The organism is Gemmatimonas sp. (assembly GCF_044345575.1).
Taxonomy (GTDB): Bacteria; Gemmatimonadota; Gemmatimonadetes; order Gemmatimonadales; family Gemmatimonadaceae; genus Gemmatimonas.
The window spans coordinates 1-19247 of record NZ_JBIJAW010000031.1 but is presented as its reverse complement, the minus strand read 5'-3'; the positions used below and the strand labels follow the sequence as shown (position 1 = coordinate 19247).

Below are 19247 nucleotides of genomic sequence, written 5' to 3'. Positions count from 1 at the left end.
ACACGGCGCAAGCAGGTTCGCTGCTGACGCTGTGCCGTTAGGTGGCAACACATAACGCTTTACGCCGTTGCTGTTACCCCACGATTCCCCCCCGAGTAAGATTTTCGTTCGTCCCTCGACAACCTTTCCCCTTTCGCGACACTCCGGCATGACTCTTTCCCGCCCGTTACCTCTCCGATTGTTGCCGGGCCTCGCGCCGGTGCTGGCGTTATTGCTGAGTGCGTGTGGTGATGCCGGGGCGAAGGCGAACGCGAACGCGCAGGCCGATGCAGCTGAAGGCGCGGCACCGCAGTGCGTGAGTCGCGACAGCACGGCGATGACCATGGCGGTGCTCGACTACATCACGAAGGCCGATCCGCGACCGCAGCGCTTCCTGAGCGCCTTCGGCACCGATTCGGCGCTCCCCGAAGACGGTTTCAAGACGCTGCAGGGCAAGGGCCCCACCTACTACTACAACGACAATCCGAAGAATCAGGCCCAGGTGCGCGCCAAGCTCGAAGAGGCGGGGCCGTACACCACCATGCTCGTGGTGTATAAGGGCAAGACGGAAGCGGATAACGGCAACACGCTCACCGTATCGATCGGTGGGCATTACGTGGGCGGCGAGTTCGAAGGCAAGACGGCGCCCGTGCGCGCCATAACGGTACGTTGTGATACCACGGGTTGGCGGGTGAAATGAAGGCCGAGCGACTGCTGTCGCTTGATGTCTTCCGCGGTATGACCGTGGCCGGCATGCTGCTGGTCAACAACCCCGGCACCTGGTCGGCGATCTATCCTCCGCTCGAGCACGCGCCGTGGCATGGGTGGACCCCCACCGATCTCATCTTTCCGTTCTTCCTGTTCATCGTCGGGATTACCACCGAACTGTCACTGCGCGCGCGTCGCGCGCGTGGCGATGATGAGCAGGCCATCCTGCGGCAGATCCTGCGACGCGGCGCGCTGATCTTCCTCTTCGGTTTTCTGCTCTCGGGATTTCCGTTCTTCACGTGGCCGCCAGCACTCGAGGGGGCGACCTTCGTCGAGCGCGTCATCCATCGTGTCGAGCACTGGCGGGTCATGGGCGTCCTGCAGCGCATTGGCCTCGCCTATCTCATCGGCGGTTTGCTCACGTGGCGCACCACCATCCGGCAGCAGGTGGTGATGCTGGTCGCGTTGCTCTTCGGCTACTGGGCACTCATGACGCTCGTGCCGGTCCCCGATACCGGCGTGCCCGGGCGCTTCGTACTGGACAAGCCCGACCAGCTGCTGAGCGCCTGGCTCGACCGTGCCATCCTTGGGGTCGATCATCTCTGGGCGGGCGGCAAGACGTGGGATCCCGAAGGGCTGCTGAGCACACTGCCGGCCGTAGGCACCATGCTGTGCGGCACCTTCGCGGGGAAGTGGTTGAGCCACAGCGAGCGACCGCTCACTGATCGACTGGCCGGATTGTTTGCCGTGGGCGCGTTCGCCATGATGCTCGGCTCGATGTGGCACTGGGTGTTCCCGATCAACAAGAGCATCTGGACCAGCTCGTATGTCGTGTTCACCGCCGGCATCGGGGCCGTCTCGCTGGCGACCATCATGTGGATCGTCGATGTGCTGCAGTGGCGCCGGTGGACGACCCCGTTCGTGGTCTACGGCATCAACCCGATGCTCGCCTTCCTCGGCTCCGGGCTCATGGCCCGCTGCATCTCGTCCATCTGGACCTGGGAGACGGCCGGCGGAACGCGAACCTCCGCACAGGGGTTCGTATTCAATACCGTCTTCGCGTCATGGCTTCCGCCGCGGGAAGCTTCGCTTGCCTATGCCGTGAGCTTCGTGAGTTTCTGGTACCTCGTGCTGCTGGGAGCCCGCAAACGCGGCTTCGTCCTCAAGGTGTGATGTCATGATCCGTCGTGTTTGCGCGTTCGTGAGTCCCAAGTGGCGGCGGTGCTGTGGGCTCGCGCTGGCGGCGCTGTTGCTCACGCCGGCGGCTCCTCCGGGAACGGCATCAGCCGAGTCGGCTGGTGCCATGACGACGACAGCGTCGCCGCAGCAGGCGCGTAAACGGCAGCCGCCGCGCACCAAGAAAAAGAAGCAGCCCACCACGCGTTCCAAGCGTGCGACGGCCAAGAAGCGCAGTCGCACGCGCGCGCCCATCGTCCCGGTCCTGCGCCACACGACTCCGCGCGGGGCAGGGGCGCTTACTGCCGACCTTACCGCGCTCCTGGGCAGTCGCACCCGCAACGGTGATTGGGGGGCGATGGTGGTGAGCATCACACGCGGGGACACGCTCTTTTCGCACGGTGCCGACAGCAAGCTCGTGCCGGCGAGTACGATGAAGCTGTTCACCGCGGCGGTGGCGCTCGACAAGCTGGGCGCCGAGTACACCTTCAGTACCGACGTCCTGCGCGATGGTACCGTGGGCCGAGACGGCACGCTCAACGGCAATCTCATCCTGCGTGGCGACGGCGACCCGTCGCTATCGCCACGTTTCGTGCGTGGCGGTCCGGCGGCGTCGATGGCGCTGCTGGCGCAGCTCGTGGCGGGGGCCGGTATCAAGCGGGTCACGGGCAGCCTTATCGCCGACGCGAGTGGCTTCGAGGGGCGTCGCATCCCCGAGGGATGGCTGTCCCGCTACGCGGGTGCCGGATACGCCGCACCATTCTCGGCGCTTACGCTCAACGAGAACATCGTGATTGTGGGCATCGCGCCCGGTCGCTCCGGTGGGGCCGCCTCGGTGTTTCTGGAACCGGCCACCACGGGGTTCACCGTCACGAACACCGTGCGTACCGTCGCCGGCGGCGGCACCCGCATCAGTGCACGTCGCATCGGCGACGATCGTATCGTGGTGTCGGGAACCATCGGTGCGCGGGCCGGCACGTCGCGCTACCAGCTGGTGGTGGGTGACCCGGTCACGTTCACGGCCGGCGCGCTCAAGGCCGCGCTCGAATCGCAGGGGGTGAAGGTCGATGGCGAGGTCCGCGTCGGGCGCACCCCGGAGCAGGCGGCCATTGTGGCCAGCTTGCCCTCACCGCCGCTCGCGCGACTGGTGAGTGTGATGAACCGCGAAAGCATCAACATCTTCGCGGAGCTCCTGTACCGGAACGCGGCGCGTGGCATCGAGCGGAAAACGGTAGGCTCGGCGGAGAGCGCCGGGGCAACGCTGAAGACGTTCATGACGAAGGATGTCGGCGCGGACGCCGACGCCGTCACCGCGACCGATGGCAGTGGGCTCTCGGTGCTCGATCGTGTCACTCCGCGGGCGCTCGTGCAGTTGCTCGATCACGCGCATCGTGCGCCGTGGGGCAGTGCGTTTCACGCATCACTGCCCGTGGCCGGCGAATCGGAGCTGCTGCGCAACCGCATGCGGGCCACGCCCGCACAAGGCAACCTGCACGCGAAGACCGGTACCACCAACGATGTGATCGGGCTGTCGGGGTACGTTACCGCCGAGAATGGCGAAATTCTTGCCTTTGCCTTTCTCTACAACGGCAAGGACCGGTGGCACGCGCGCGAAACCATCGATGCGATGGGACCGACCATGGCGGCCTTCTCCCGCGACTGATTGCTCGGAGCTGAGATCTGAGATTCGAGCGGGCGAAACGCAGCGCGAGCGTGAGCACTGCGCTCGGATAGACGCGAGAGGTCAGCGTTCCCGAAGTGAGAAGCGACGGTCGTTCCTCGCTTCTCATTCTGGTCTCTCGATGCTCCCGCTGGACTCTCGGATCTCAGAGCACCGCGATGCCATGTCAGCGTTTGCGGTTCCGCCGGTCCTTACCGCTCGGCAGCGCTCCTCGCACCCTGCTCGCGCCCGCGCGCGGATCCAGATCCATCCCGCTCGCGGTCGTGAGGGCGCGGAAACCGGAGAGCACCATCCCGCTGCTGTTCGCGCCAGCCGCCACGGTGCTGTTGTAACCCACCGCGAAGGCGCCGCCGGGGCCCGTTGGCGCCCCGCTCACGGACCACAGCAGGTCGGCGGTCCCGCTGCTCATGGTCGACCAGGTGCTGCCGTTCCACCGCAGGATCAACCCGGCATCGCCGGTGGCGTACACGTCGTTCGCGGACGGGCCCCAGATCGACGTGAGCATCGCGCTGCTGGGCATCGTCATGCTGGTCCAGGCGCTGCCGGTGTTGCGGAAGGCGATACCGGTGGCCCCCGACACCGCACTGCCCACCGCCATCAGATTGGCAGCGCTGCTGCCCCACACACCTGCGAGGGTGCCCGAAGTGGACGCGTTCACCGGGCTCCACGAGGTGCCGTTGAAGCGCAGCGCGACGCCGTTCTCACCGGTAGCGTACACGTCGCTGGCTGAGGTCCCGTAGATGGCCCACAGCGGACTGGCGGACGTGGTGGAGACACTCCAGCTGCTGCCGTTGAAGCGCAGGACTTCGCCGCTCGCGGTCACCGCGTACACGTTGTTCGACGCCGTTCCCCACAGGCTGTATACGCTGCTTGTCGACGGGAAACTCATGGCACTCCAGCTCGAGCCATTGTAGCGAAGCATGATGCCGTTGTCGCCGCCGGCGAAGGCATCACCCGCGCTTGCTCCCCACACCGCGTTCAGCGTGCCCGTGGTCGGCGTGCTCTGCCGCGCCCAGGTGGACCCGTTCCAGCGATATACGAACCCGAACTCGCCCACGGCCCAGGCATTGGTCGCCGATGTGGTCCAGACATCGACGAGGTCGGGCGCCAAACTCACGGTTTCCCACGAGGTCCCGCTGAGGCGCATGACGCTGCCACGCTGCCCGCTCGTCCAGACGTTGCCGCTGGCATCGATGGCCGCACCGAAGAGACGGGGCGCGTACGGCGTGCTCACCGGCGCCACGGTGTTGTTGGTCAGGGAGTAGAGACCGTTGTCGCTCGCGAAGTAGTAGCGACCGCTGTTCGCCGTGCTACCGGTGACGTTGTACAGGTCGGCAGTGAGATTGCCGCCGGTCACGCGCGACCAACTCGTGCCGTTCCACCGCACGATGGTGCCGAAGGTCCCGACTGCCACGGCGTTGCTCGCACTGATCGCACTCACGCCGTACAGCGTTTCGGTGGTGCCCGAGGTGACGCGCGTCCACGACGATCCGTTCCAGCGCAGGATCTCGCCTGACGATCCCACCGCGAATCCGTTGGTTCCCGACGTCCACACGCCGTATAGCGTCTGCCCGGAACCCGTTGGCGTGCTCGCCCACGACGAGCCGTTGAAGCGGAGCACCAGCCCACCGGCGCCCACGGCGAAGGCGGTGTTCGCGTCCTCCACATGGATGCCGTTCAACGTTTGCTGTGTGCCGCTGCTCATGCGCGACCAACTGGTTCCGTCGAAGCGTGCGATCGCGCCGTTGGTGCCGACCGCCATCACTGTGGCCGCACTGCTGGCGCTCACCGCGAGGAACCGGGTGCCGAAACCATTGCCGGTAGCCGAGAGCACCCATGCACTGCCGTTGAAGACGTAGATGTCCCCCTTTGAATTCACGGCGAACGCATTCGTGGCCGACGTCGCGTCGAGAGAGACCACATCTTCGTGCAGCGCCCCGCCGAGCCGCGTGCTGCTCCACGATGTGGCAAGCTGCGGCGGGGTCGCGCTGACGGTCACGGCGGCCGTGGCCGACTTGGTGGGGTCCACCGACGAGGTGGCCGTGATGTTCGCCGTGCCGTTCGCCAGTCCAGTCACCACGCCCGTGACGGTGACGCTCGCCACGGCAGGATTGTCGCTCCGGAACGTCACCCCCGTGCCCGCACCGCCGCTCACGACGACGTTCGGGACCAGTTGCACCGTCTGTCCGACCTGGACCAGCGACGTGCTCGGGGTGAGGCTCACTGAACGCACCGATGGAATCGTCGCCACAGTGATCGATGCCGAAGCGCGGCGTGTGGTGTCCGCAATCGATACGGCCGTGATGACGGCCGATCCGTTGGCCAGCGCTGTCACCTGACCGCTGGCACTGACGGTGGCTACGGCGCTGTTGTTGGTGCGCCATGTCACGCCCGTGCTCACTCCCGCGTCGGCCTGCACACTCGCACTGAGTGTCGCGACATCGGTGGGGGAGAGGGTCAGACTCGTGGGCGACACGGTGACCACCGGAACGCTGCGCACCGTGATCAGCGAGGCGCTCTGCTTGGTGGTGTCGGCGGTCGACACGGCCGTCACGACGGTCGCGCCGGCACTCACACCGACGATAAGCCCGGCGCTACTCACCGAGGCCACGGCGGGATTGGCCGAGCGCCATTGAATGGTCGTGTCCGCACCGGGGTCGGCGGAGATGCTTGCCGTCAGTTGCCGCGTCTCGCCCATAGCCACTGTCGCCGCCGTGGGCTGCACGGCCACGTCGCGTACGAGCGCGACGATCGTGATGCTCGCGATGCCGCGACGCGTGGTATCGGCCGCGAGAATGGCCGAGATCGTTGTGGTGCCCGGCGCGACGCCGGTGATCAACCCGTTCGACGAAATCATGGCCACCGACGGATTGGCCGAACGCCAGATGATTGCTCGGCTCAGGCTCTCTTCGGCCTGTACCGTGGCATTCATCTGCCGGGTCTGGCCGGGGCTCAGTGTGCTCGTACCCGGTGAGACCGTCACCGATCGGGGGACGCGCACCGCCACAACGATCGAGTCGTACATGCTCGTAAACGCCGCGGATCGCACCCGCACCGTCACGGTGCCGAGGCCCACGCCGATGAGCTTGCCGCCCTGGGTAATCGATGCCACGGTGGGATTGCTCGTGCTCCACTCTACGGCACGAGACTCACCGTCGTTCACATCGACCGTGACGTTGAGCTGGGTTTCGTCACCAAGGAACAGTTCGCTGGGCGGATTGCTGATAACCACGCTGCGGGGCGCGGTCACGGTGAGCTGCGTGGCGGCTGTCAGGCGCGGGTCGCCGACGGCGCTCACGCGGATGACCGTGCTGCCGGGCTGGATGCCGGTCACTACGCCGTTCGCCACGGTCGCGATGGTCGGATTCGCGCTCTCCCACCGCAACGCGGTCGCGGCGCCGGAATCAGCATCGACCGTGGGGGTGATGGCCGTGCTCGACCCGGCGCGGACCTGCGATGCGCTCGGCAGCGTGAGGCCGCGGACGACATTGACGTGTACGGCCAGTTCCTGTGTCACCGTGCCGCTGGTGGCGCGAATGACGGTGCGTCCGGGAGCGCGAGCCGTAATGGTCGCTGTGGTCCCGGCACTGGAAACGTCGGCGATCGTGATGTCGGCGCTCGACCACGCTACGCCGGCGCTGGTAAGCACCACACCACCGGCATCGCGGACGACCACCGACACGGTGCCGGAGGCCCCGATGGCCCCGAGGCCGAGCGCGTTCGCCGAAAACTCGATGCGGGACGGTACCCCGGTCTGGGGGGCGCTGTTCGATCCGCCGGTGGTGCCACCGGGGGGGCTGCCGGAACCGGCGATGTCGGCGCTACCGGCGCAAGCGGTAAGCAGGGCGAACGACAGGGCCGTGACCGTGCTGGACACGGGCAGCCGCCGCGGCTGCATGGCTCGCCGATGGGAGAAGGTCAGGAACGTGGGCATCGCAAGGGCATTAGGGGTCGCATACCGTCCGTCACAAAGACGAACGAGTCACGCTGCGGGCACGGCCGCGCATGCGAACCTGACACTCCTGCGACTGGGCGCCGTGGCAATCGTCACACTGGTGGTGCGATGGTCACGGCGCCGGCCTCGCCGTCACTTCACGGCGCCGAACTCCTGGGTATCGCGGGGCGCCGTCATGGCCGCCGGGTTGAGCACGGCTTCCAGCTGCTCGCGGGTGAGCAGCCCGCGCTCGAGGACGATGTCGAACACGCCGCGCCCACTCGCGAGGGCCGTGCGCGCCACATCGCTGGCGGCCTCATAGCCGATCACGGGGACGAGTGCGGTCACGATGCCGATGGAGTGCTCCACGAAGTGCCGCATGCGGTCGGCGTTGGCCGTGATGCCGGTGATGCACCGCTCGCGCAGCACCGCGCAGGCGTTCCGCAGCATGTCGATGCCGCGCAGGAGGCGATAGGCGATCACCGGTTCGAAAGCGTTGAGCTGTAACTGCCCCGCTTCGGCGGCCATGGTGACCGTCACGTCGCCACCGATCACATCGAAGCAGACCTGATTCACCACTTCGGGGATCACCGGGTTCACCTTGCCCGGCATGATCGACGAGCCGGGCTGCATGGCCGGCAGGTTGATCTCGCCGAAGCCCGCGCGCGGCCCCGACGACAGGAGGCGCAGGTCGTTGCAGATCTTCGACAGTTTGGTGGCGGTGCGCTTCATCACGCCCGACAACTGCACGAAGGCCCCCGTGTCGCTGGTGGCTTCCACCAGATCGGGGGCAGTGATCACCGGCACCCCGGACACCTGCGCGAGGTGTCTGGCCACGAGATCGGCGTAACCCGGCGGCGCGTTGATGCCGGTGCCGATGGCGGTGGCGCCAAGATTGATTTCGCGGATGAGCCCCTGCGCTTCGGCAAGGCGGTCCACATCCTCGCGGAGCGTGTTCGCGAAGGCCATGAACTCCTGCCCCAGCGTCATCGGCACGGCATCCTGCATCTGCGTGCGCCCCATCTTGAGCAGCGGGGCGAATTCGGTGCCCTTGGCCGCGAACGCGTCGGCCAGCCGGCTGAGCTCCTCGCGGAACGCGGCGAGGCTCTTGTGCAGTGCGAGACGCACGGCGGTGGGATACACGTCGTTCGTGGACTGCGAGAGGTTCACATGATCGTTGGGGCTTACGACGTGATAGGCACCACGGGGCTCGTTGCGCAGTTCGAGCGCCCGGTTCGCAATGACCTCGTTGGCGTTCATGTTGGTGCTCGTACCGGCGCCGCCCTGAATCATGTCCACGAGGAAGTGCTCGTGGTGGCGACCGGCGCGGAGTTCGCGCGCGGCGCGCACGATCACCTCACAGGTCGGGTCGTCGAGCAGTCCGAGTTCGTGGTTGGTGAGCGCGGCGGCTTCCTTCACTTCGGCCAGCGCCTCGATGAGCACCGGGAATTCACGCAGCGGGATGCCGGTGATGGGGAAGTTCTCCAGCGCGCGCAGCGTCTGCACGCCATACAACGCCTCGTCGGGGACCTCGCGCTCGCCGAGCAGGTCGTGTTCGACTCGCGTACGGTTGCCGCCGAACCCGAGGGCGCGTCCGCGCCCCACGAGCGTGGCGTCGGCGCGGCGGAGACGCGCACTGATGGCGCGCGCGGCGCGGGCGACGAGGGCCGCATACAGCTGTGGCGCCTCGCGCGTGATGTCGTCGAGTTGCGTGCGAGTGAGCAGCACGCAGAGGCCGGGCATGATCACGCGCGCCGTGGTGCCATGCGTGCTGTCGTCGAGCAGCAGCCCTTCGCCGACCGCTTCACCGGCGCCGAGCGTGACGAGGCGCGTGGAGCGACCGTCGGCCGACTTTTCGATGGCGACCGCCCCGCTGAGCAGGATGGCGAACCGCTGGCGTGCTTCCCCCTCGTTGAAAATGGTCGAGTCGGCCACGAGCTCGTGCGGCGTCACGTGGCGGGCAAGTTTCCAGAGGTGCGCGTCGGTGAAGCCCTCGAGGAACGAGGTGGCGCGCAGCTGGTCGGCGAGTTCGGCCGGAGTGGTCATGGAGGCGGGGACTGCGGAAGGAGGGAACGGCGGAAGCTCTAACGGCGGGAGCCTGACTACGAACGGTAACTGCGCGACCCGCAGACAGCAGACGGCAGGAAGTACAGCTCGCAGACGGGAGGAATATGGAAGTCCGGGCGCGGGCGCTTCGCGCCGCGCCCGATTTCCTTATTTCCCCCGTCTGCCGTCTGTTGTTCCTGCGGTCTGCCGTCTGCTGGTGGGCGCGATCATGCAAAGCGCGCCATACTACAGGGACGCGTGATGCCCTTTCCGTCATAGAGCCCCTCCCCATGCCTCTCTCCCGCCGTGATTTCCTCGAGCGGTCCGCCGTATTGTCGGCGGCCGGGTTCGTTCCGCGTCTTCCTGAAGCGTGGCCGGCTGAGTCCGCCACGATGCCCGCAGCCGTCCCGGCAGGGTTCCGTGGCCGACCGTGCGTGGTGTCGTCGTCCAATGGCATCCGCGGCGTGAAGGTGGCCTACGACAAGATGCTGGCCGGTGAGGATCCCCTCGACGCGGCCATCGCCGGCGTGAACATCCAGGAGCTCGATCCCGATGATCAGTCGGTGGGGCTCGGCGGGCTCCCCAACGAGGAAGGGGTGGTGCAGCTCGATGCGTCGTGCATGCACGGCCCCACCCGTCGCGCGGGCTCGGTGGCGTGCATCGAGGGGATCGCTACCCCGTCGCTCGTGGCGAAAGCGGTCATGGACTACACCGACCACGTGATGCTGGTGGGCGAGGGCGCGACGCGGTTCGCCAAGGCGATGGGGTTCAAGGAGCAGAACCTGCTCACCGAGAAATCGCGTCAGGACTGGATGCGCTGGAAGTCGCGTCTCAACGCGAACGATGCGTGGCTCGACCACAACGACGATATCAAGATCAAGTTCACCACCGGCACGATCAACATGAACGCGGTGAACGCGAACGGGGATCTGGGCTCGGTGACCACGACGAGCGGCATGGCGTGGAAGGTGCCGGGGCGTATCGGGGATTCGCCCATCGTGGGGGCGGGGCAGTACTGCGACAACACCGTGGGGGCGGCCGGGAGCACCGGACGCGGCGAGGCGAACATCAAGACCTGCGCCTCGTTCCTCATCGTAGAGTTCATGCGCCAGGGCATGGCCCCGCAGCAGGCCTGCCTCAAGACGCTCGAGCGGGTGGTGGCCATGACCGAAGCCCGGCTCCTCGGCCCCGGCGGTCGCCCACGCTTCGATCTCGAGTTCTACGCGGTCACCAAGGCCGGTGAATTCGGGGGCGCGACGCTCTACTCCGGGGGCAAGTTCGCGGTGTGCGACGAGAAGGGCGCGCGACTCGAGGAAGCGGCGTACCTGTACCGGAGGTAAGGCGGGCGGCCCGGGGGGGGGCGGTACTACGCGCGATCGACTACGCGTTGGAACCTACGCGTTGGCACGGACGCGTTGGCGCGAACGCGTTGGCAAGGACGCAGAGGGACGCCGGCACCAACGCCGGCACCAACGCCGGCACAAACGCCGGCACCAACGCCCCCCGCCCTCGAGCGACCGGCGAAGCCCGGTCGCCCCGTTTTTGCCCGCGTCGGCGCCCGCGCCCCTCGCGTTTGTGCCAACGCGTTCGCGCCAACGCGTTGCTGCCAACGCGTCCCTGCCAACGCGTAGTCGATCGCGCGTAGTCGACCGAGCGTAGTCCCGCCCCCCCCCCCCCCGCCCCCCCGCCCCGCCCGGACCCGCGTCCCCGCCCCTCGGCCCGGTTAGATTTCAGGGATGCACGAGACCGACGCCCCGACCCCGTATTTGCCCGCGGCCGTAGAGCCCAAGTGGCAGCAGCGCTGGACCGACCGCGGCACCAATACCGCGAAGCTCGAGAATCCGGCACGCCCGTTCTACGCGCTCATGATGTTCCCCTACCCGAGCGCCGAAGGGCTGCACGTGGGGAACCTCTTCGCGTTCACCGGCAGCGACATTTCCGCGCGCTTCCACCGGCTCATGGGACACGACGTGTTCCAGCCGCTCGGCTTCGATGCGTTCGGCATCCACTCCGAGAACTACGCGCTCAAGGTCGGCGCGCACCCCATGGAGCTCACCCCGAAGAACGTCGCGAACTTCACGCGACAGCTCGGGCGCGCCGGCTTCATGGTGGACTGGAACCAGAAGGTCGACACCTCGCGCCCCGACTACTACAAGTGGACGCAGTGGGTCTTCCTCCAGCTCCACAAGCAGGGGCTCGCGTACAAGAAGGCGGCCGCGGTGAACTGGTGTCCGTCGTGCAAGACGGTGCTCGCCAACGAACAGGTCGAGGACGGCCACTGCGAGCGCTGCAGCAGCGCCGTGGAGCAGCGCTTCCTCGAGCAGTGGTTCTTCAAGATCTCCGAGTACGCACCGCGACTGCTCGCCAATCTCGAGTGGCTCGACTGGTCGGCGATCACCAAGCAGGCGCAGCGCAACTGGATCGGCAAGTCGGAGGGCGCACAGCTCACGTTCGACATCGCCGGACACAGCGACCGGGTCACGGTCTTCACCACGCGCGCCGATACCATCTACGGCGCCACGTACCTCGTTCTCGCCCCCGAGCATCCGCTCGTCGCCACGCTCACCACCGATGCGCAGCGCGCGGCGGTGACGCAGTACGTGGAGGCCACGAAGAAGCAGGATCTCATCTCGCGCAAGAGTACGAAGGAGAAGACCGGTGTCTTCACCGGGGCGTATGCCGTCAATCCCGCCACGCAGCAGCAGATTCCGGTGTGGATCGCCGACTACGTGCTCATGGAGTACGGCACCGGCGCCATCATGGCCGTCCCGGGACACGACGAGCGCGATTTCGAGTTCGCGCAGGTGTTCGCGTTGCCCATCGTGCGCGTGGTCGCCGGCCCCGATGATCAGGCGGATACCCCCCTCGGCGATGCGGCGTTCACCGACGACGAACACGGCCGTCTCGTGAATAGCGGCACGTTCGACGGCCTGCCCGTGCAGGACGCCAAGCGCACCGTTACGCAGTGGCTGGCCGACCAGGAGCACGCGAAAGCGGTGGTGAACTACCGTCTCCACGACTGGTGCATCTCGCGGCAGCGGTACTGGGGCCCGCCGATTCCCATCATCTACTGCGATACGTGCGGCGCGGTGCCGGTGCCTGAGCAGGATCTGCCGGTCGAGCTCCCGAACATCCCCGACTTCAAGCCCGACGACAGCGGCATTTCGCCGCTCGCCCGGCATGAAGAGTGGTATCGCGTGCCATGTCCGACCTGTGGCAAGACGGCGCGCCGCGAAACCGACGTGAGCGACACCTTTCTCGATAGCGCCTGGTACTTCCTGCGTTATCCGAGCGCCACACGCGATGACATTGCGTTCGATCGCGAGCGCACGAAGACGTGGTTGCCTGTGAACTCGTACATCGGCGGCAACGAACACGCCGTGCTGCATCTGCTGTACTCGCGCTTCATCACCATGGTGATGAAGGACGGGGGCTTCATCGACTTCGAGGAGCCGTTCACGCGCTTCCGCGCGCACGGCATGATCATCCGCGAAGGCGCGAAGATGTCGAAGTCGAAGGGCAACGTGATCAACCCCGACGTGTACATGGAGGAGTGGGGCGCCGATGCGTTCCGCATGTATCTCATGTTCCTCGGACCCTACGAGGAAGGCGGCGACTTCCGCGATCAGGGGATCAGCGGTGTGCGTCGCTTCCTCGACCGGTTGTGGGCGTCGGTGCGCGATGCCCGTACCGATGGGGCGCCCGATGCCGACGTCCTGCGCAAGATGCACCGCACCATCAAGAAGGTCGGTGAGGATACGGCAAACCTGGGTTACAACACCGCCATCGCGGCGATGATGGAGTACATGAACGCCGTACGCCGAGGTGAGCGCACGCCGCATCGCGACGAGGTGCTGCCGCTCGTCCAGCTGGCCGCGCCGTTTGCCCCGCACCTCGCCGAAGAGTGCTGGGAAGCGCTCGGCCACACGGGCAGCGTGTTCGATGCCGGCTGGCCGTCGTTCGATCCGGCCATGCTCGTGGACGACGAGGTGGATCTCGTGGTGCAGGTGAACGGCAAGGTACGTGGCAAGTTGCGCGTCCCCGTGGCCATCACGCAGGACGACGCGCTCGCGCTGGCCCGCGCCGACGAGGGAATCGCGAAGTTCCTCACCGGCGAGTTCAAGAAGGTCGTGTTCGTGCCCAAACGACTGCTGAACATCGTCGTGTGATGACAAAGGCGGTGAGCCCAGAGGAAACCCTCCGGGCCCGCCCTTGTGTCAGAAGTGGCGAACATCCCACCGAGGTTACCATGATCCTGTTTCCATTCCGCCGCTCTTCGATTGCGGCAATCACTGTGCTCACGGCCAGTGCTGCGCTTGCAGCGGTGGCCACCCCGTGCGACGCCCAGCCGCGCGAAGAGCGCGAAGTGCGCATCGCGCGCACGCCGGCGGCTGGTATGACCTTCGTGCGCGGGGGGCCGGCCAATCGCGCCGTTCTCGGCGTCACGCTCGCCGAAGCGTCACGGGCCGATACTGCCGGCGTACGCCTCGAGAGTGTTGCTCCCAACAGTCCGGCGGCCAAGGCCGGTCTTAAGGCGGGCGACCTCATCACGGACATCAACGGCGTGAACCTCAAGGTGTCGCGCGAGGACGCCGAGGATCCCGCGTCGGAAGGGCTCGCACAGCGCCGTCTGCAGCGCACGATGGGGCGCGCCAAGCCGGGGGACGACGTGAAGCTGCAGGTGCGCAGCGGCACCGCCACGCGCACCGTGACGGTGAAGGCCGCCGCGGAAGAGGAGCTCGAGCAGTCGGTGGCGCAGTTCGAGGAGCGCATCATCACCCGCAGCCCCGATTGGGTCTTCACCGAACGCCGCACGGGCGGCCGCCCACGCGGTGCGGTTGGCGTGACCATCGGGAGTGCGGGGAATGCGCGTGACACGCTCGGACTCTTCGTGAACAGTGTCGTGACCGGTGGGGCGGCCGAGAAGGCGGGCATCATCGAGGGCGAGCGCATCGCGGCCGTGAACGGCATGGATGTGCGCGTCCCGCGGGAAGACGTGGACGACGATCAGATGGCCTCGGCTCGTGTGGATCGTTTCGTACGCGAGATCCAAAAGGCCGAGCCTGGCAAGACCGTCGCCATGCGGGTGTGGGGCAACGGCCGCTATCGCGACGTGACCGTCACGGTGCAAAAGGCCGAGGACCTGCCCAGTGGGGCGACCATGGGCGGCGAACCGCAGGTTTTCGAGTTCCGCGGGAAGGGTGACGAACCACAGGTCTTCGAATTCCGCGGGAAGGGCGACGAACCGCAGCTCTTCGAGTTCCGCCGCGACCGCCCGGCCCGCGGCCGTATCCGCATCAACGGCAATGAAATCGAGATCGACGGGCAGGGCATCGAGCGCGCGATGGAGGAGATGGGGCGGCGCTTGCAGGATCGCATGCGCGACGTGGAGATCGACGTGCGCAGCCTACGCACGCTGCCGGAGCGGTCGGGGGCGGTAAGGATTCGGACCGGGCGGGCGGCGGTCTGAGCGGTTCGGCCGTACTGAGCGCGGGTCTCAAACAGCAGACCGCAGACGGCAGGAACCACAGCACGCAGTGAGGGAGGAATGCGGTACAACAACCCGGGAGCCCGCGCTGCGCGCGGCTCCCGATATCTCTACCGCAAAGGAAATCGGGGGCGCCGCGAAGCGGTCGCCCCCGTGTTGTTGTACCGAACTCCTCCCGTTCTGCGTGCTGTAGTTCCTGCCGCCTGCCGTCTGCTGGTGGTCGCCCACCCCATCCCGCCAAAGCCCCGCCCAACCCCCCGCCCCCATCCCACCCTCCAGCCCCATCCGCAACACATCTCCCCCGGTTGGCGTTTAACACACATCAACCTCTCGGCGGAACGCCGGTCCGACCGACCGACGATCCGTGCCTTCGTTTCCGTCGTTCGCCCCGCGAATGTCCGCAATTGAATCGCCGTCGCGCTCCGCGCGCGGCTTCGCCATACAGGCCGTCCGCCCGTTCGTTTATGCGCCCGCCGTGGCGCTCCTCGGACTCGCGGCTGCCGCGTGCAAGGAACCCCCCAAGCCGCAGCGCCCGGTGCCCACCGTGTCGGTCACCACGACCAAGCCGGCGCCGCTCCCCTACGTGGTCACCGCGAACGGACAGGTCGAGCCCAATCGCACCGTGGCGGTCCAGTCGTTGGTTTCGGGGCAGCTCACCCGCGTGGCCATCGCCGAGGGCGACGAGGTGCGCGAAGGGCAGGTGCTCTTCCAGATCGATGCGCGCCCGTTCCGCGCCGAGGTCGAGCGATTGCAGAGCACGCTGGCCCGCGATGAAGCGACGCTCGTGCGCGCCCGCGGCGACTCGGTACGCTTCGCCTCACTGGCCAAGGACGGCTACGTCACCAAGCAGCAGCTCGATCAGGCCTACGCCGAAGCGTCGGCGCTTGCGGCGACGGTGGCGGCCGGCCGCGCTTCGCTGCAGCGCGCGCGGCTCGACCTCGAGAACACCACGGTGAAGGCACCCATCTCGGGGCGCACCGGCCAGCTGCTGTACAAGGCCGGCTCGCTCGTGCGTGCGTCGGCCGACCAGCTCGTCACCATCAACGAGCTGCGCCCCGTGCTCGTGCGGTTCCCGGTGCCTGAGCGCGACTTCGAGGAACTCCGCAATCGAGCGGGACTCGACAAGCCGCTCGAGGTGCAGGTCATCCCCAACACCGCCGATACGTCGCACGTGGTCACCGGCACGCTCACCTTCGTGGACAATCAGGTCGATCGCGCCACGGGCTCCGTGCTCCTCAAGGCGCGGGTGGCCAACGAGGATCGCAATCTGTGGCCCGGGCAGTTCGTGACTGTGAAGCTCCAGCTCAGTGTCGACGAAAACGCCATCACGCTTCCGTCGGAGGCGGTGGTCACCAGCGGCGCCAACACCTTCGTGTACCTCATGGAAGCCGGGAAGGCGAAGCGCGCGTCGGTGAAGGTCGGCCGCCCCGCCGGTACGCTGGTGAAGATCGACAGCGGGCTCGTGGGTGGTGAGCAGGTGATCATCGAAGGACAGGCCCGTCTCCGTGACGGCGCCCCGGTGCAGCTGCGCAAGCCGGCCGGCGCCAGCGGTGGCCGCAACGGTGGTGGCCGCAACGGCGGTGGCCGCGGGGATAGCGGAGCGAAGCCGGGAGCCACTGGAGGCCAGGGAGGGCCCGCACGATGAGTCAGCCGTCGCAGGGACCGGCGAACGACGTGCCGCCGGAAGTCGCCAACACCAGCAACCTCAGCGAGATCTGGATTCGCCGACCCATCATGACCACGCTGGTCATGACGGCGATTCTCATCTTCGGCGCGGTGGCGTACCAGCGCCTCGCTGTGAGCGACCTGCCCACCATCGACTATCCCACCATCACGGTGTCGGCCAACCTCCCGGGCGCGAGCCCCGAGGTCATGGCCACGTCGGTGGCCACGCCGCTCGAACAGCAGTTCGCCACCATCAGCGGTATCGACAACATCACGTCGTCGAGCTCGCAGGGGAGCACCAACGTCACGATTCAGTTCAATCTCGATCGTGACATCGACAAGGCCGCCGCCGATGTGCAGTCGGCCATCTCCAAGTCGCTGCGCCAGCTGCCGCAGGGCATCAATCCGCCGTCGTACAACAAGGCGAACGCGGCCGACTCGCCCATCATGATGTACTCGCTCACCTCCGATGTGATGTCGCGAGCGGAGCTCAACGAGTACGCCGAAACGTTCATCGGGCAGAAGCTCAGCACGGTGACCGGGGTGGCGCAGGTGCAGATCTACGGCTCGGCCAAGTTCGCCGTGCGCGTGCAGCTCGATCCCAGCGCGCTCGCCCAGCGCGGCATCGGCATCGACGAAGTGCAGCAGGCCATCAATCAGGGGAACTCCAACTCCCCGGCCGGCGTGCTCATGGGGCCCAACCAGGCCTTCACGCTGCAGGCCACCGGCCAGCTCAAGAACGCCGCCGAGTTCCGGCAGCTCGTGGTGGCCAATCGCGACGGCGTGCCGGTGCGTCTTGGTGATCTCGGCACCGTGTACGACGGGTTGCAGCAGCTGCGCGGCTTCAGCGAGATCAACGGCGTGAGCAACATCTCGCTGGCGATCATCCGCCAGCCCGGCGTGAACACCGTCGCCACCGCCAAGGCGGTCGAGCACGAAATGGCGCAGCTCGAGGAACAGCTGCCCCCCGGCGTGAAGCTCTTCACGGTCTTCAGCCGCGCCGAGGCGATCGAGGAAGCGGTGCTCGACGTGCAGTTCACGCTGGCGCTGACGGTCGCGCTCGTCGTGATGGTGATCTTCCTGTTCCTCCGCAACGCGCGCGCGACCATCATCCCGTCACTAGCCCTGCCGTTCTCCATCATCGGCACGTGCATTGTGATGTGGGCGCTCGACTACAGCCTCAACAACCTCACGCTCATGGCGCTCACGCTCGCCGTGGGCTTCGTGGTGGACGACGCCATCGTGATGCTCGAGAACATCGTGCGTCACATGGAAATGGGGAAATCGCCCATGCGCGCGGCGCTCGACGGCAGCAAGGAGATCAGCTTCACGATTCTCTCCATGACGCTGTCGCTGGTCGCCGTGTTCATTCCGCTGCTGTTCATGCCGGGGCTCATCGGACGGCTGTTCCGCGAGTTCGCCGTGACCATCGGCGTCGCGATTCTCGTATCGGGCTTCGTCTCGCTCACGCTCACCCCCATGCTCGCCGCCAAGTTCCTCAAGGGCGGAGAAGGGCATGAGGAGCCCACGGGCGTCTGGCGCTCAGTGGAGCGGCTCTATCAGCGCTCCGAGAATGCCTACGTGTCGTCGCTGCAGTGGGTGATGCGTCACCGTGGGCTCACCATGGTGTTCAGCGCGATCACGCTGGTGGCCACCGTGGGGCTGTTCATGACCATCCCCAAGGGCTTCCTCCCCTCCGAGGATACGGGGCGCCTGCAAGGATCGGTGGAAGGGCCCGAAGGGATCGGCTACGACGCGCTGGCGGTGAAGGCGCGTGAAGTGGGCAAGATCATCCAGGAGAGTCCGTACGTGGAGCGCGTGAGCGTCTCCATTGGAGGCGGGCCGTGGGGCGGCAGCAACAGCGCACGCCTCATGCTCACGCTCAAGGATCGCAAGCAGCGTCCGCACGTGGATCAGGTGATGCGCGAGATCACGCGCGCCACCTCGGGGGTGCCGGGCGTGCAGGTGTTCCTGCGCAATCCGCCGCCGATCAACATTGGTGGCCGTCGAGGCAACAGCGCGTATCAGGTGTCGCTGCAGGGTGCCGACATCGCCGAACTCTACACCAGCGCGCGCGCCCTCGAACAGCGCATGCGTGACCTGCCGGAGCTCGAGAACATCTCGAGCGACCTGCAGGTGGGCAACCCGCAGGTGGGTATCGTTATCGATCGCGAGCGCGCCTCCTCGCTCGGCGTGACTGCGACACAAATCGAGAACGCGCTCTACAACGCCTACGGATCGCGTCAGGTCAGCACCATCTACACGCAGGTGAACCAGTACCAGGTCATTCTCGAGCTCAAGGAAGAGTTTCAGAAGGACCCGGCGGCCCTGAGCCAACTGTTCATCCGCTCCAACACCGGCAACCTCGTGCCGCTCGGCGCGGTGGCCACGTTCACCAAGGGTGTGGGGCCGGTGTCGGTACAGCACAACGGGCAGCAGCCCGCCGTATCCATCTCGTTCAACACGCGCCCCGGCGTGGCCTTGGGTACCGCCGTCGATGCGGTGCAACGCGAGGCGGCCGCCGTGTTGCCGGTAGGCGTCACGAGCGCGCTGAGCGGCGACACGCAGGC

General features: G+C 66.9%; 10 protein-coding genes. 8 read left to right on the top strand and 2 right to left on the bottom strand.

Annotation, left to right across the window (positions count from 1 at the left end; genetic code table 11):
* Positions 1 to 148: 148 nt before the first annotated feature.
* The 3 genes from ACIQ6O_RS03685 to dacB are packed head-to-tail and all read left to right on the top strand — an operon-like array spanning position 149 to position 3526.
* The gene (locus tag ACIQ6O_RS03685; RefSeq protein WP_396206430.1) at positions 149 to 679 is read left to right on the top strand and encodes a hypothetical protein; all 531 of its coding nucleotides are present in this window, start codon (positions 149 to 151) and stop codon (positions 677 to 679) included.
* The gene (locus tag ACIQ6O_RS03680) at positions 676 to 1860 is read left to right on the top strand and encodes an acyltransferase family protein (RefSeq protein ID WP_396206429.1); all 1185 of its coding nucleotides are present in this window, start codon (positions 676 to 678) and stop codon (positions 1858 to 1860) included. Before ACIQ6O_RS03685 ends, ACIQ6O_RS03680 begins: the two co-directional genes overlap by 4 nt.
* A gap of 4 nt (positions 1861 to 1864) precedes the next feature.
* Positions 1865 to 3526, top strand: a complete 1662-nt coding sequence (gene dacB, locus ACIQ6O_RS03675; protein ID WP_396206428.1) for a D-alanyl-D-alanine carboxypeptidase/D-alanyl-D-alanine-endopeptidase — start codon at positions 1865 to 1867, stop codon at positions 3524 to 3526.
* 184 nt (positions 3527 to 3710) lie between these two features.
* Here dacB and ACIQ6O_RS03670 read toward each other — a convergent pair whose 3' ends face one another.
* Together ACIQ6O_RS03670 and ACIQ6O_RS03665 are read right to left on the bottom strand one after the other, a co-directional pair.
* Positions 3711 to 7478, bottom strand: a complete 3768-nt coding sequence (locus tag ACIQ6O_RS03670) for a beta strand repeat-containing protein (RefSeq protein ID WP_396206427.1) — start codon at positions 7476 to 7478, stop codon at positions 3711 to 3713.
* Positions 7479 to 7631: 153 nt separating this feature from the next.
* Entirely contained in the window at positions 7632 to 9524 is a 1893-nt protein-coding gene (locus tag ACIQ6O_RS03665) for an aspartate ammonia-lyase (RefSeq protein ID WP_396206426.1), read from the bottom strand.
* A gap of 290 nt (positions 9525 to 9814) precedes the next feature.
* Between ACIQ6O_RS03665 and ACIQ6O_RS03660 the strand changes: the two genes are divergently transcribed.
* The 5 genes from ACIQ6O_RS03660 to ACIQ6O_RS03640 all read left to right on the top strand — a co-directional run.
* Complete coding sequence (locus ACIQ6O_RS03660; RefSeq protein WP_396206425.1) at positions 9815 to 10864, top strand: N(4)-(beta-N-acetylglucosaminyl)-L-asparaginase; 1050 nt, start codon at positions 9815 to 9817, stop codon at positions 10862 to 10864.
* Positions 10865 to 11260: 396 nt separating this feature from the next.
* Positions 11261 to 13693: a leucine--tRNA ligase gene (leuS, locus tag ACIQ6O_RS03655; RefSeq protein ID WP_396206424.1), complete on the top strand. Its 2433-nt coding sequence runs from the start codon at positions 11261 to 11263 to the stop codon at positions 13691 to 13693.
* 80 nt (positions 13694 to 13773) lie between these two features.
* On the top strand, positions 13774 to 14994 hold the full coding sequence (locus ACIQ6O_RS03650; protein ID WP_396206423.1) for a PDZ domain-containing protein: 1221 nt from the start codon (positions 13774 to 13776) through the stop codon (positions 14992 to 14994).
* Between the two features lie 412 nt (positions 14995 to 15406).
* Positions 15407 to 16657: an efflux RND transporter periplasmic adaptor subunit gene (locus ACIQ6O_RS03645; protein WP_396206422.1), complete on the top strand. Its 1251-nt coding sequence runs from the start codon at positions 15407 to 15409 to the stop codon at positions 16655 to 16657.
* Positions 16654 to 19247: efflux RND transporter permease subunit (locus ACIQ6O_RS03640; RefSeq protein ID WP_396206421.1), on the top strand; the 2594-nt coding region annotated here is incomplete at its 3' end. The genes ACIQ6O_RS03645 and ACIQ6O_RS03640, both read left to right, overlap by 4 nt.